Annotated in this window: 11 protein-coding genes; 6 read left to right on the forward strand and 5 right to left on the reverse strand. The window is 68.6% G+C overall.

Annotation, left to right across the window (positions count from 1 at the left end):
• Positions 1-87 precede the first annotated feature (87 nt).
• The 6 genes from ACFVM3_RS24565 to ACFVM3_RS24590 all read left to right on the forward strand — a co-directional run bounded on the left by ACFVM3_RS24565 (position 88) and on the right by ACFVM3_RS24590 (position 9920).
• On the forward strand, positions 88-3060 hold the full coding sequence (locus tag ACFVM3_RS24565; RefSeq protein WP_378442068.1) for a patatin-like protein: 2973 nt from the start codon (positions 88-90) through the stop codon (positions 3058-3060).
• A 223-nt stretch (positions 3061-3283) separates the two neighbouring features.
• A complete protein-coding gene (gene ectA / locus ACFVM3_RS24570; protein WP_378442070.1) occupies positions 3284-3775 on the forward strand; it encodes a diaminobutyrate acetyltransferase in 492 nt (163 codons plus the stop codon).
• A 38-nt stretch (positions 3776-3813) separates the two neighbouring features.
• Complete coding sequence (gene ectB / locus ACFVM3_RS24575; protein WP_378442072.1) at positions 3814-5064, forward strand: diaminobutyrate--2-oxoglutarate transaminase; 1251 nt, start codon at positions 3814-3816, stop codon at positions 5062-5064.
• 44 nt (positions 5065-5108) lie between these two features.
• Positions 5109-5498, forward strand: coding sequence for an ectoine synthase (locus ACFVM3_RS24580; RefSeq protein WP_007033454.1), 390 nt, complete (start codon positions 5109-5111; stop codon positions 5496-5498).
• 24 nt (positions 5499-5522) lie between these two features.
• Positions 5523-6422, forward strand: a complete 900-nt coding sequence (gene thpD / locus ACFVM3_RS24585; protein ID WP_378442074.1) for an ectoine hydroxylase — start codon at positions 5523-5525, stop codon at positions 6420-6422.
• Positions 6423-7130: 708 nt separating this feature from the next.
• Positions 7131-9920 carry a BTAD domain-containing putative transcriptional regulator gene (locus ACFVM3_RS24590; protein WP_378442075.1) on the forward strand — a complete coding sequence of 930 codons (2790 nt, stop codon included), beginning with the start codon at positions 7131-7133 and terminating at the stop codon, positions 9918-9920.
• Positions 9921-10127: 207 nt separating this feature from the next.
• Here ACFVM3_RS24590 and ACFVM3_RS24595 read toward each other — a convergent pair whose 3' ends face one another.
• The 5 genes from ACFVM3_RS24595 to ACFVM3_RS24615 form a co-directional block, all read right to left on the reverse strand.
• Entirely contained in the window at positions 10128-10778 is a 651-nt protein-coding gene (locus tag ACFVM3_RS24595; protein ID WP_378442076.1) for a DUF4190 domain-containing protein, read from the reverse strand.
• Positions 10779-10939: 161 nt separating this feature from the next.
• A complete protein-coding gene (locus ACFVM3_RS24600; protein WP_007033450.1) occupies positions 10940-11824 on the reverse strand; it encodes a hypothetical protein in 885 nt (294 codons plus the stop codon).
• Entirely contained in the window at positions 11821-12297 is a 477-nt protein-coding gene (locus ACFVM3_RS24605; protein ID WP_125782200.1) for a DUF6932 family protein, read from the reverse strand. The genes ACFVM3_RS24600 and ACFVM3_RS24605 overlap by 4 nt, the downstream gene beginning before the upstream one ends.
• Positions 12298-12388: 91 nt before the next feature.
• Entirely contained in the window at positions 12389-12817 is a 429-nt protein-coding gene (locus tag ACFVM3_RS24610) for a hypothetical protein (RefSeq protein WP_378442079.1), read from the reverse strand.
• Positions 12818-12824: 7 nt separating this feature from the next.
• The gene (locus tag ACFVM3_RS24615) at positions 12825-13541 is read right to left on the reverse strand and encodes an OmpA family protein (RefSeq protein ID WP_378442080.1); all 717 of its coding nucleotides are present in this window, start codon (positions 13539-13541) and stop codon (positions 12825-12827) included.
• Positions 13542-13766: the final 225 nt, after the last annotated feature.

Below are 13766 nucleotides of genomic sequence, written 5' to 3' on the forward strand. Positions count from 1 at the left end.
GCGAACGAACTTCGGCACTAACGGTGGTACATCGGTTCGCCCGTCCGGTCTAAGGTGCTCGGTGCACAAGCCTTGGGGAGGGCGCACATGGCCGACGCGGGGAGCCCGTGGCCGCAGGAGATCCGGCTGGCGATGACCATGGTGGGCGGGGCGAGCCTCGCGGTCTGGATGGGCGGGGTCGCCACCGAGACCTCGCATCTGCTCCAGGCGTCGAGAGCGCCGGAATCGAAAAGCCCGTACCGGGCCTTGCTCGATCTGCTCAACGCCACCGTCTCGCTCGACGTGCTCACCGGCACGAGCGCGGGCGGTATCAACGCGGCGTGCCTCGGGCTCGCCGAGGCGTTCCGGTCGAGCCCGCAGGTGCTGCGCGACACGTGGATCAGCACGGGATCGCTCGACAACCTGATCCGCGATCCCGGCGAGAAGGAACCGCGTTCGCTGCTCGACGGCGACAAGGTGCTGCTCGGCGATCTCAAGGACGCGTTGCACCGGATCACCGACAAGGCGACGGTGAAACCCGACTGCCCCGACATCACGGTGCTGCTCACCGGCACGATGATCGACGGCGAGACGACCAGGTTCGACGACGCGCTCGGCAATCTGGTGCGGGACACCGAACATCGGCTCCTGTTCCGCTTCGATGGTCCTTTGTGGACGGACGACGTGATCGGCCCGCTCGCGCTCGCGGCAAGGTCGACCGCGTCGTTCCCCGGCGCCTTCGAACTCTCCCGGATGCCGATCGGCGAGAAGACCGGACCGCTGCATCCGGACATGACGAAGTACACCGACGTCACCCGTTCGCATTGGCTCACCGACGGCGGCGTCCTGCTGAACAAACCGCTGCGCCCGGCGCTGCGGGAGATCTTCGAGCGGCAGTCGCATTCGGACGTCCGGCGGTTGCTGCTGTACGTGGTCCCGACGGCGGAACGCGAGGCCGAGCGGGTCGCGGTCGATCCGGAACGGCCGCCGCTGCTGGGCAGCGCGATGAGCAAGGTCGTCGGCACCGTGCTGAGTCAGACGATCAGTGCCGAGCTGGAGGACCTGACCAGGCACAACGACGCCGTCGTCCGCACCAGGGGCACTCGCGTTTCCCTTGCGGCGATGGGGGTTCGCGGTGGCCCGGACTCGCTGGTCGACCAGCGGCTGATGAACGACTACCGCGACCGGCGGGTGCAGGAGGACGCCACCGCGCTGGTCCGCGAGGCGACCCGTAGGCTCTCACTGTCCGATGTGGAGGATCAGGGGCGTCAGTGGGCGTCCGGCACGGCGGCGCAGCTGCGCGCCGCCGCTTCGGCCGGGTTGCGGGACGGCCTGCCCACCGAGCCTCCGAAGGACACCTGCGAGCTCGCGGACGTGGTCGCGTTCCGCACCACCGCGCTCGACGATTCGGTCGCCACCGGGCTTCAACTGGTGAACGCGGGCTTCCGGCTCGATCCGTCGCCGGAGCAGGCGGTGCAGCTCAACCGTTGCCGCGTGTTGCTGCACGAAGCGCGGCACAAGGCCGCGCGGGGCAAGCGGCTCGCGGGCTGGGTCACCGAACAGGAGCCGCCTGCCTCCGACGTCACGCTGGCGGCCTGGATCGAAGGCCTCGCCAAGGAATGGGCATCGCTCGGCCGTTCGGACACGCTGAAGGAGGCGTGGCCGCTCGTCGTCGCCGCCCTCCGGCAGGCCACCCCGATCCTTTTGCCGCTGGCACAGGCGAAACCCGACACCGAAGCCGCCGACACGGTCAGCACGCTGCTGGCCTGGACAGGGCTCACTTCGGACGAAACGAGCGCCGGTGACGCGGTCGTCACTTCGCGGCTGGTGCGCCTCCACATCGCGACCAGGGGACTGCTCGCGCAGCCGCCGTCGGTCGACCAGCGGGTCGATCTCGTCCAGGTGAGCGCCGATTCGCGAACGCTGCTGGACATGAAGCGACGCCGTTCGTGGGACAAGCTCACCGGGATGCAGGCCGACTACTTCGGCGCGTTCTACAAGGCGTCCTGGCGCGCGAACGACTGGATGTGGGGCCGGGTCGACGGCGCGGGCTGGCTGGTGCAGTGTCTGCTGGACCCGAAACGCCTGCGCCTGCTGCGCGACGTCGTCGGGCGGGAGACGTTCCGGACGCGGGTGCGGGACACCTTCAAGGCGATCGGCTGGCGACAGCCAGGTACGGAAGACGGGCTGTCACAAGAGGAAGCGGACGCCCTGCGCGCGCAATTGGCCGGAGAGCTGGCTTTCCTCGGCCTCGACGGCGAACTGGCCGATGTGGAAGGAGAAGCGGCGCTCCCGGTCAGCATGCCGGTGACGGCGATGGTGCTCGCCAGGGTCCGGCAGCTGGAAATCGCCCGCGAGGAGCTGCCGTGCGTCGGCCTCCATTGCGGACACGACGCGGAAACGGCCAAGGGCAACGGGAAACCGTCGGAACGGTTCCGGCGGCTCATCGAGAACGAGCCTGAAACCGAAGAGCAGACCCAGCGCGCGTTCCAGGCGTGCCAGGTCTCCGGCGAACGGTTCGAACACGAACGCGGGACGATGCTCCTGACGAAGACGCTGGTCAAGGCCGGTGCCGCCGGGCTCAACGCGGCCGCGGGGGCGACACGGGTGCCGAAATCGGTCCAGCCGGCCGTGACCTTCGCCAAGGCCGCCGGCCGCAGCGCGTGGTGGATCACCCGCGGGGCGGCCACCCTGCCGTCACCGTGGAACGTGCTCGCCGCGATGATCACCGTGCTGGCCGGCTTCGTCCTCGGTGGACAGGGCGGCCCGGTCCTGCAATGGGTCGGTGTGCCGGTGGCCGCGGGCGCCATCGTGTTCCTGGTGGTGAGCCTGATGACGTTGCGCAAGACGTGGCGGATGGTGCTCACGGTGCTCGGCGTGCTCGTGGTGGCGGCCTTGCTGTTCGCCGCCTTCCTGCCGCCGGTACGCGACCCGCTGTTCGGCTGGCTCGGCGACGTCGTCGCGGGCTGGCGGCGCGGCGAGGCGCCGGTCTGGTGGCTGGTCGTCTGCCTGCTGCTCGTGCTGCCCGCCATCTGGACGCCGCTCGGCTCGCTCGCGGGTCGCAAGCGGCGTCGTGAATAGCGGAATCGAGCGTCGAATAGCGCCCTGACCCTGCGACGAAGCGGTAACGGTTGGTATCGTCACATGCAGTGAGACCGCAGCGAAGCGGCCTTACCCACAAGTGCTGCGCTTCAAACGTTACCGTTACCTTTGTCACGTGTGTTTCAGGGTTGTTGCAGGTAGCCGCGTTGCCGCCGCCGCGCTGATCTGACCGCGCCCGAATCCTCCGGTACGTTTCTTGGACATGTCCGGAAAGCACTTGATCGAAAATCCGACCAAGGCAGACGGTGCCGCGCTCTGGAGAATCGCCCGCGATTCCAAGAAGCTGGATCTCAACACGCCTTACGCCTATTTGCTGTGGTGCCACGATTTCGCCGACACCTCGGTCGTCGCGAAGGTCGACGGCACACCGGTCGGCTTCGTGATCGGGTACCGGAAGCAGGACACCGGCTTCGTCTGGCAGGTCGCCGTCGACGCGTCCCAGCGAGGAAAAGGCCTGGCCGGAGCTCTGCTCGACGAGCTCTTCGGCCGGTTGACCGCCCAGGGCGTCCGGTACCTCGAGACCACGATCACGCCGGACAACGAGGCTTCGATCCGGTTGTTCGCCTCGTTCGCCAAGCGGTGGAACGCCACCGTGGAACGCCAGGATCTGTTCTCCGCGACGGATTTCCCGGCCGAGGAAGGAACGCATGAGCAGGAGGACCTGTATCGCATCGGTCCGCTCAGCAGTCAATAGAACGTAAATCCGGGGATCTCAGGGAGAAAGAAAACGTGATGAGCATTTTCGAGGAACTCGAATCCGAGGTACGCAGTTACAGCCGCGGCTGGCCCGTCGTGTTCGACAGGGCGCAGGGGAGCTACCTGTACGACGAGGACGGCAAGGCGTATCTCGACTTCTTCGCCGGCGCGGGCGCGCTCAACTACGGGCACAACAACCCCGCGCTGAAGCGGGCGCTGATCGACTACATCGCCCGTGACGGCGTGACACACGCGCTCGACATGTTCACGGTGGCCAAGCGGGACTTCCTCCAGACGTTCCAGGAGAAGATCCTCCGCCCGCGGGAACTCGACTACAAGGTCGTCTTCCCCGGCCCCGGTGGCGCGAACGCGGTCGAGGCCGCGCTGAAGCTCGCCCGCAAGGTGACCGGCAAGGAATCGGTCATCAACTTCACCAACGCCTTCCACGGGATGACGCTGGGCGCCCTCTCGGTGACCGGTAACTCGATGAAGCGCGGCGGCGCGGGTGTCCCGCTGGTGCACGCCACCCCGATGCCGTACGACAACTACTTCGACGGCTCCATCCCGGACTTCCTCTACTTCGAGAAGCTGCTCGAAGACTCCGGCAGCGGCTTGAACGAGCCCGCCGCCGTGATCGTCGAGGGCGTGCAGGGCGAGGGCGGCATCAACGCCGCGCGCGTCGAGTGGCTCAAGGCGCTGGACGATCTGTGCAAGAAGCACGGCATCCTGCTGATCCTCGACGACGTCCAGATGGGCTGCGGCCGCACCGGCCCGTTCTTCAGCTTCGAGGACGCGGGCATCAAGCCCGACATCGTCTGCCTCTCGAAGTCCATCGGCGGCTACGGCATCCCGATGGCGCTGACGCTGATCCGCCCGGACCTCGACGTCTGGGAGCCGGGTGAGCACAACGGCACCTTCCGCGGCATCAGCCCGGCGTTCGTCACCGCGACCGAGGCGCTGCGCGTCTACTGGAGCGACGACGAGCTGGAGAAGTCGACCAAGGCCAAGGGTGAGCGCATCGCCGCCGCCTTCCAGGGCATCGTCGAGGCGTACCCGGACGCGAACCTGTTCGCGAAGGGCCGCGGCCTTGCCAGGGGCATCGAGTTCGCCGACGGCGACCTCGCGGGCAAGGTCTGCGCCGCCGCGTTCGAGCGCGGGCTGCTGATGGAGACCTCCGGCCCCGACGGCGAGGTCATGAAGGTCCTCCCGCCGCTCACGCTGACCGACGACGAGCTCACGAAGGGCCTCGCGATCATCGACGAGGCCGTCGCCGCCGTCCTCTCCTGACCCGAACCGACCGCCCTCGACCAGGAACGAGAAGGAGTTTTCCTTTGCTTGTCAGAACACTCGACGAGGTCACCGACACCGACGCCGACATCAAGACCCCGAACTGGCGCAGCAAGCGCATCGTGCTGGCCAAGGAGGGCGTCGGTTTCTCGGTGCACGAGACCACGCTGTACGCCGGGACGGTCAACGACTTCTGGTACGCGAACCACATCGAAGCGGTGTTCATCACCTCTGGTGAGGGCGAGCTCGAAAACACCGCGACCGGCGAGGTCTTCCAGCTGAAGCCGGGCACGTTGTACCTGCTCAACGACCACGACAAGCACCAGGTCCGGCCCAAGACCGAGATCAAGTGCGTCTGCGTGTTCAACCCGCCCATCACCGGCCGCGAGGTCCACGACGAAAACGGCGTGTACCCGCTCGTCACCGAACCCTAGAAATCGCTCGAGGAGGCGACTGCATTGACGCTGACCGACACCCGAGTCGACGACAGTTACCCGACCCGCATCACGGGTAAACCCGAACACCTGCCCAGGACGCACCCCACCGTCTGGGGCACCGAGGCCGACGGCCCCTTGGACGCGGCCACGCTCGCCAACCACGAGACGCGTGGTTACACCGTCGTCGACCAGTTGCTGTCGCCCGGCGAGGTCCAGACCTACTGGCAGGAACTCGTCAGGATGTCCTCCGGGGACCACAGTGGCGACGAGCGTGTCATCACCGAGGCCAAGACCGGTGAGGTCCGCTCCATCTTCGACGTCCACGAGACCAGCGAGCTGATCGCGGAACTCGTCCGCGACCCGCGCGTGCTCGACCGGGCCCGGCAGATCCTCGGCTCCGAGGTCTACATCCACCAGAGCCGCGTGAACTACATGCCCGGCTTCAAGGGCACCGGGTTCTACTGGCACTCGGACTTCGAGACCTGGCACGCGGAGGACGGCATGCCCGCGCCCCGCGCGGTCAGCTGCTCCATCGCCCTCACCGACAACTACCCGTTCAACGGCGGGCTGATGGTGATGCCGGGTTCGCAGCGGACCTTCGTGCAATGTGCCGGGGAAACCCCCGAGGACAACTACAAGAGTTCGCTGAAAGAGCAGCGCGTCGGCGTCCCGCGCGAGGAGGACATCACCGCACTCGCCGCCGAATACGGAATCGACCAATTCACCGGGCAGGCCGGTTCCGCGCTCTGGTTCGATTCGAACGTGATGCACGGTTCGTCGAACAACATCACGCCGTACCCGAGGTCGAACATCTTCCTGGTGTTCAACAGCGTCGAGAACGCGCTGCGGGAGCCGTACGCCGCGATCGAACCGCGCCCGGCGTTCATCGCGGGCCGCGACTCGACGCCGCTGTCGCGCTGACGAAACCGCAGGTCGCGAAGGCCATGGCGGGGCGCTTGTAGCCGTCGGTGTGCGCCCTGTTACGTTGTCGCCACGTGAGCGGGCCAGTGGGCTCGCTCACGTAGGTGTTGTCGACGACCGAACGGGTTCTTCGCTCGGGGTGAGCCCACCCGGACGGACGTGGACGCCGATGTCCGGTGTGGGTCGCGCCCCCAGGCGGCCCAAATCGGATATCTCCCGGCTCCGTGCCATCAGATCGGGACTGATGGCACGGAGCCTTTTCTTTTTCGTGAGTGCCGCGTCCTGTGTGCGCGGTTCGCGAGCCGGAAGTACATGAAGGGGTCCTTCCTGTACTGGGGAGGGTCGAATTTCCTCGGCTGAGCCGCGGGAACGGGGCCTCACGTGCCACCTGCCGCGGCCGCGCGGCTCCGGCAAGCCTGTGGTGTCCTGAAGGGCCCCTTTGAGACGTCCAACGTCCCCAAGGGCACCTTCAGGACACACAGGGGAGCGCCGGTCACCCGCCAGCCGCGGTCCACAGTGGACGCAACCCGCCCGCTTAGCGCGCTTTGTCCGTATCGCCCCGTATCGCCAAGGCCGTGAAGGCCTCCTTCCCTGCCCTGAAAGTAGGGAAGGAGGCCTTCACGACCTCGAACGTCCTGGTTGGCGGCGTCTCCGCGCGGTAGGTTGGCTACTCCGGTAAGGGGAGAGATCGGAGGAGGGGGGCTCGTCATGGGCGAAAGCGGTTCCCCTGCCCGCTTCCAGCTCCTCGGTCCCGTGCGCCTCCTCGACGGCGAACGGCCGGTCCCCGTCGGCGGCCCCGGTGTCCGCGGCCTGCTCGCGTTGCTGGCGCTGAAGGTCAACAAGGTCGTCGGGCTCGACGAGATCATCGACGCGCTGTGGGGACACGACCCGCCCGCCACGGCCCGCACGATCGTCCACGGCAACGTCTCGCATCTGCGACGCGTGCTCCGCGGTATCCAGGCCGATCATCCGCGCGGCGCCCGGATCCTCACCGCGCCGCCCGGCTACCAGCTCACCGTCGAACCCGAGCGGATCGACGTCCACCGCGCCCGTTCCCTGCTGGAGCGGGCTTCGGCGGAGGACCCGGAGAAGGCGTCCGAACTGCTCACCGAGGCCCTCGCGCTTTGGCAGGGGCCCGCGCTCGCCGGCGTGCCGGGGTCGGTCCGCGCTCCCGAGCTGGAGGATCTGCGGCTCGCCGTCCACGGCGCCAGGGTCGACGCGGACCTCGAACTGGGCAGGCACGCGGAACTGATCGTCGAGCTCAGCCCGCTGGTCCGCGCGAACCCGCTCGCCGAGCGCACGGCCGGTCAGCTGATGCGCGCGCTCTACCACGCCGGCCGCCGCGGCGACGCGCTCGAGCTCTACCGCACGGTGTCCAGGGCGACCCTGCGCACCCTCGGCGTCGAACCCGGCGCGGAACTGCGCTGGCTGCACGAGCGCGTCCTCAACGACGACCTGCCGGTCAAGGTCGTCGCGGAACCGAAGGCCGAGGCGGCGCCCGTCCAGCAGTTGCCGCCCGCGGTGCCGAACCTCGCCGGACGCGAGGCCGACCTGGCCTGGCTCGACGAACTAGCCGAGCGGGCCGAAGCGGGCGAGACCGCGGTCGGCGTGGTCACGGGGACGGCCGGGATCGGCAAGAGCAGCCTGGTGGTGTGGTGGGCGCATCGGGCAGGCCGCCGCTTCCCCGACGGCATCCTTTTCGCTTCGCTGCGGGGTTTCGACCCGCATCATCCGCCGCTGGAGCCCGCCGACCTGCTCACCCAGTTCCTGCTCGGGCTCGGCGTCCCGGCCGAGGGCGTCCCGGAACAGGTCCACGAACGCGTCGCCCTCTACCGCTCGATGATCGCCGGGCGCCGGATGCTGGTCATCCTCGACAACGCCCGGAGCGCCGAGCAGGTCCGGCCGCTGCTGCCGCCCGGTTCGCGGTCGATGACGCTGGTGACCAGCCGCTCCCGGCTCGACGGGCTCGCCGTGTCCAACGCCGCCAAACTGCGGGTGCTCGGCACCCTCGCGCCCGGCGACGCCGTCCGGCTGATCGAGGAACTCGCCGGTCCCGCCGGCTACGACCTCAACCACGCGCTCGCCCGGCTCTGCGGCTATCTCCCGCTGGCGCTGCGGATCGCGGGTGCCCGGCTCGCCGCCAGCGCGCAGTGGTCCGCGCAGGATCTGGTCGACGAACTCGGCAACGAGCGGACCAGGCTGGCCGCGCTCGACGTCGAGGGCCCGGACGACGGCGTCCGCGCGGCGTTCGACGTCTCGTTCCGGGGGCTGCCGCCCGAGGTCGCGGACACGTTCCTGCGGCTCGGCGTGGTCCAGTGCGTTTCGGCCGGTTCGCATCTGACGGCGGCGATCGGCGGGATCACCGTCGCCGAGGCGCGGCGGCATCTGCGGGTGCTCGCCGCGCACAACCTGCTCGCCGAAACCGGCCGCGACTCCTTCGTCCCGCACGACCTCGTCCGCCTGTTCCTCCGTGAGCTGGCGGAGAACGAACTCGACGATGCCGACCGGGAAGACGTCCTGTCGCGCTCGGTGCGGTTCTATCAGGCCGTCGCCGACCGGGCCCGGCGCAAGATGCTGCGGATCGTCGACCCGCTCGACTTCACCGGGGCGCTGACCGACGAGCGGACGCCGCCGATCGGTTCCTTCGACGAGGCGCAGGACTGGTTCACCGCGGAATGGGAGAACCTGATCGAGGTACTCGAAGCCGCCCGCGCCGCCGGACGCCACGACGACGTCTGGCGGCTGGCCAGGGTCGCGCACACCTATCGCGCGGTGTACCCGCTGCTGGACGAGTGGACGCGGCTGGTCGAGATCGGGCTGGAGGCCGCGGAGCGCTCCGGCGACGTCCTCGGCCGGTGCTGGATGCTGATCTCCCGGTGCGCCATCGCGCTGACCTTCGAACTGCCGCAGGGCTGCCTCGCCGACGCCGAACGCGCGCTGGAACTCGCGACCGCGATCGGCGACGACCGGCTGATGATCTCCGCGAACATCCATCTCGGCTCCGCGCTGACCCTGCTGGGGCGGCACGACGAGGCGATCAGGACGCTGCGGCTGGCGGTCGAGGAGACCGAGCGGACCGGTGATCTCGAATTGCGCGGGCAGGCGCTCAACAACTGCGCCGAGGCAGAAAAGCGGGCCGGGCGGTTCATCGAGGCGATCGGGCACCAGGTCGCTTCGCTGGAGATCGACCGGACCCTCGGCGACGACAGCTACGCCGTCGTCTCGCTGAACAATCTGGCCGAATTGAGCATGCGGATCGGCGAACTCGCGGCGGCCGAGCGGTATGTGTGGGAGGCCGTGGACCTGACGATCAGCAGACGGTTCGTCCTCCAGGAGGGCGTGCTGCGGCTGACGCTGGGCCGGGTGCTGCGGGCCGGGTCGGATGTGGACGGTGCCCGCGAACAATTCGCGCTCGCGCTGAAAATCCTCGCGGACGCCAATCCCAAGCTCGCCGCGCTGGTCCGTGCGGAACTGACGGACCTCGGCGAAAGTCCGTGAGTGATCCTTAGCGGATTCTTAGTGGCCTCGCCGCGTACGCGCGTAGGGTCCGATTCGGTGTCGATCGAGCCCTAGGGGAGGGGCATGCGGTAGTGATCGGCGCTCGGGCGGGCCGGTTCCGGGTCCGTCCGAAGAGCCGCCAGGAGCGGCTCGTGGCGGTCCGGCCGGTGGAGGTGGGGGCGATACCGGCCGGCCGCCAGGCGGGGATCAGCCGGTCCCGGCCGTGCACAGGGCGATGGTCTGGCCCTTGTTCTCCGCCACCTTCTTGCCGTTGACCAGGATCGTGCAGGCGATCTGGTTGCTGACCGACGAGTTCCGGGTGTCCGCGGTGACGGTGAGCAGGTAGTCACCCGAGTTGAACGACGCCGTGCCGCGCCATTCGTCGGTACTGGCCGGGGTCGTCTCGGTCCGCTGGTCGTTGAGCGAGCCGTACCGGATGGTCGCGCCGCCGGAGGCGCTGACGACGAACTCGACGGTGTTCTTGTCCCCGGCGACCGCCGGGACGTGCAGTCCCGACTCGCCGGTGGCGAAGAAACTGGTGTAGACCAGTAACCCGCCGGCGGCCAGCAGTCCGGTGATCGAAAACGCGAGCCCCGCGATCCCCATTCCCTTCTTGTCGGCCTCGCCCTTCTTGATTTTGGTCAAACCGATCACGGAAAGAACCAATCCGATCACGGCGAGCGGCCATGCGGCGATCCCGGCGACCGGGACGAAGGCGACCCCGAGTGCCGCCACGCCGACCAGGAAACCCGCGATGACCACGCCGTTCTTGGGTTTGCGGTGCCGTGTTCCGTGCGCGGCGAACCCAGGGCCGTAGCGGGTGGCAGGCGGGTGCGGGAGAGGTGGATCGGTCGGCATACATGCCCTTTCGGAGGCTTCCGTCCGAAGACGTTAGCCCATCGTTCGGGGTAATGGCCGAAATTGTTACCTGCCGGAAAAAGTCATCATTCAACGATGATCAAGCGGTCACCGATATTTTCTGACGAGAATTGTGGCATCGCCGAATGTCGGAAACCCGATCACTGATCGAACAGGCTGACTTCCGGAGTGATCTCCAGCAGCTCGTGCACCGGGCGGCCGCGGCGGCCGTCGATGGTCGTGGTGCGCACGACGCGCAGCCGCGCGGTCACCGGCCGGTCGAGGTTCTCCTTGATCTCGTCGAGCAGATCCGGCGCGACCGCGCCCTGGATCGTGCCGCCCGATTCGCGTTCGAGATAGAAGATCCGGCGCCGCGTGCGGACGCCGTCCAACCTGCCGCTGACCGTCTCGTAGCCGACGGCCTCACGGGACTCGCGCAGGCTGCCGGACAGGATCCGGGCCTGCTCGGTGGTCATGCTGCGGGTCAGCTCGTCGCCCGCGGTCGGGGTCAGCGCCATGCCGATCCCGGCGTGTTTGCTCACCGCGTTGACGATGTCGCTGACCGCGTTGCGGACGGTGTCGCGCTGCAGCAGCACCGCGTCCAGCGCGCCGTCGTCGGAACCGTTGGCCGGCAGGAAGTCGCACAATTCCTTGACCGCGCGTTCGGACAGCGACTCGATCCCGTCGTGGATGAGCGCGTCGTCGAGCGCCGGTTCCGGGAAGCCGAAGAAGATCGCGTTGCCCGCCTGTCCACGCTGGATCAGCGGGGCCTTCTCGCGGTCCGCCGGCTGGACGAAGGTCACCTCGCCCGACGGATTGCGGATGATGTGCCCGATCTTCGCCGTCGCGTCCTGCAGCGCCCGGCTGATGTCGGAGAAGGTGTACGCGTCCAGATGCGACTCGCCGAGCACGGAAACGCGAAGCAGCGGCGAACGTGACGTCCGCTCGAACTTGGCGTACGCGGCCATCGCCGACGCGCGGGCGAGGTCGTCGAGCCAGGTGCCGCCGGGGATCTCGTCGGCGATACGCCGGAATTCGTTCCTCACCAGATCACTTCCGGAATTCCCCTGCCACCCGATGCCCACACTTCCTCCCAGATCTCCTCGTCGCCGGGGCGGCAGAGGAAACCGTCGAGCATGCCGCCGACGGGCTGGACCTGGTCCAGGTACATGGCGGGCTGGCCGACGATGACCCCGCGCAGGGTCAGCAGCCCGTACAGCGCCGAGCGACCCGCGTCGTCGAGCCGTTTGAGCGCGCCCCATTCGTCCGGGATCAGCACCACGTCGAGCCCGATCGGCGCGTGCGGGGTCCTGGCGGTCAGATCGCCGCCGATCCACGCGCGGCCGGTCGGCATGATCCGCCGGGCGACGCCGAGATAGCTGTTCAGCGCGCTGAACAGGATTTCACGGTCGTTCTGGTGCGGCGCGTCGAAGACCAGCCGTTCGTAGACGTCGGCCAGATCGGCGGGATGGCGGCCAGGAGGCAGCAGGTTGTGCGGCGTCCAATAGGGGAGCGCCAATCGGAGCCTCCTTCGTGTGCCGGAGCTCCCGATCGAAGAAACGTACCCGGCGTCCCGCTCACAGTGCGTAGCCGAATTTACCAGGCGAGTGTCAGCCGCCCTGCCCCGGCCGGTGCCCGGCGGGTGGCCAGTCCTCGTCGCTCGGCCAGACGGGTTCGGGTTCGTGGCCGCCTTCGCCGTTGCGGGCGGCCGGTTCCGGCGGCTCCGGGTGGTAGGACCGCACCGGTTCCGGCGTCAGCTGGCCCTCACGGTGGCCTTCCGCCTCCTGGTCGTACGGCTCGTCGTTGTCCTGGATCCGCGCGGGCGGGAGGAACTGCGTCCGTTCGGTGGAGAGCAGCTCGGGCACCGGTTCGGGTTCCGGCTCCGGCGGCACGGGTACCACGCGTTCCGGCTCGCGGGGCACCGGTTCCGCGGCCGGCCGCTCACGTCGTTCGCCGCGCATCAGCAGCCAGGTGACACCGCAGCCGAGAGCGAACGAGATGAGCAGCCAGAGCCAGATCTGCCCGAAGAGCCAGAGCATCAGGCCATCACCTCTGTTCTGCCGTGATGTCGACGCGGCGGCCCTCGCCGTTCGCGCCGTCGGAGTTCCTGCGCTGGGTGGAGTACGCCTGGTCGCGTTTGACCCCGTTGCGCTCCAGCAACCGCTCCACCGTCAGCGCGCGATTCAGCGAGAGCTTCCGGTCCGAACCGGTCGCGACCTGCCCGGTGATCCGGAACCTCAGGTCGCGGGGCGCGTCGGTGAGCAGCTTCGCGATCTCCAGCGCGCCGCGTTCGCCGTCGGCGGTGAGTTCGGTGGTGTCCGGTTCGAACGTGATGGGCGTGGCAGCCAGCAGCCGGTCGACCTCGGCCTGGAACCCGGCCTTGTCGACCGGCTTGGCCGACGTCGGAGCAGGGCTGGGCGGAGGGCTCGGGGGTGACTGGCTCGACGGCTCGCCGCTGGTCGTCACCGGGCCCGCCGGTGGTGCGGTGTCGCCGGAGATCTCGACCGTCCGGACCCCGTCGATCCGCTGGATGGCGTCCATCGCCTGCGCGGCCTTGTCCGGCGGGAAGCCGATGAGGTTCGCGTCGCGGCCGGAGAAGCTCACCTGGCCGCCGGTGACGCCGACGTCGGCGAGCGCGTTCTTGGCGCGCGCGGTCAGCTCGGCCTCGATGTCGTCCGAGGCCGACCAGACGGTGATCGCCGTCAAGGCGAGCGTGACCAGCAGCGCTGTAGGCAGCAAGCGGCTCCAGCGTGTACCGGGCATGGAGGGACTGTAAGCCGCCTACGACCGGTTGGCGAACCGGCTTTCCCCATGCCCGGCGCTCTCCGCGAAGTGCCACGTACCCGGCCTGGCCTGCGACGTCGACCGCGGCCCGGACCCCGCCTCGGCTCGGGCGTGGTCGGCACATGACCCTTCTGGGTGACATCGATCGATGGCCCGGAAGTACGTGAAGGCCCCCTTCATTGCGTCTAGCGCAATGAAGGGGGC

The organism is Amycolatopsis sp. NPDC057786, assembly GCF_042797905.1.
GTDB lineage: Bacteria > Actinomycetota > Actinomycetes > Mycobacteriales > Pseudonocardiaceae > Amycolatopsis.

Coding starts and splice junctions, on each gene's coding strand:
- ACFVM3_RS24565 (WP_378442068.1), top strand. CDS start 88: ATGGCCGACGCGGGGAGCCCGTGGCCGCAGGAGATCCGGCTGGCGATG.
- ectA (WP_378442070.1), top strand. CDS start 3,284: ATGTCCGGAAAGCACTTGATCGAAAATCCGACCAAGGCAGACGGTGCC.
- ectB (WP_378442072.1), top strand. CDS start 3,814: ATGAGCATTTTCGAGGAACTCGAATCCGAGGTACGCAGTTACAGCCGC.
- ACFVM3_RS24590 (WP_378442075.1), top strand. CDS start 7,131: ATGGGCGAAAGCGGTTCCCCTGCCCGCTTCCAGCTCCTCGGTCCCGTG.
- ACFVM3_RS24595 (WP_378442076.1), bottom strand. CDS start 10,778: ATGCCGACCGATCCACCTCTCCCGCACCCGCCTGCCACCCGCTACGGC.
- ACFVM3_RS24610 (WP_378442079.1), bottom strand. CDS start 12,817: ATGCTCTGGCTCTTCGGGCAGATCTGGCTCTGGCTGCTCATCTCGTTC.
- ACFVM3_RS24615 (WP_378442080.1), bottom strand. CDS start 13,541: ATGCCCGGTACACGCTGGAGCCGCTTGCTGCCTACAGCGCTGCTGGTC.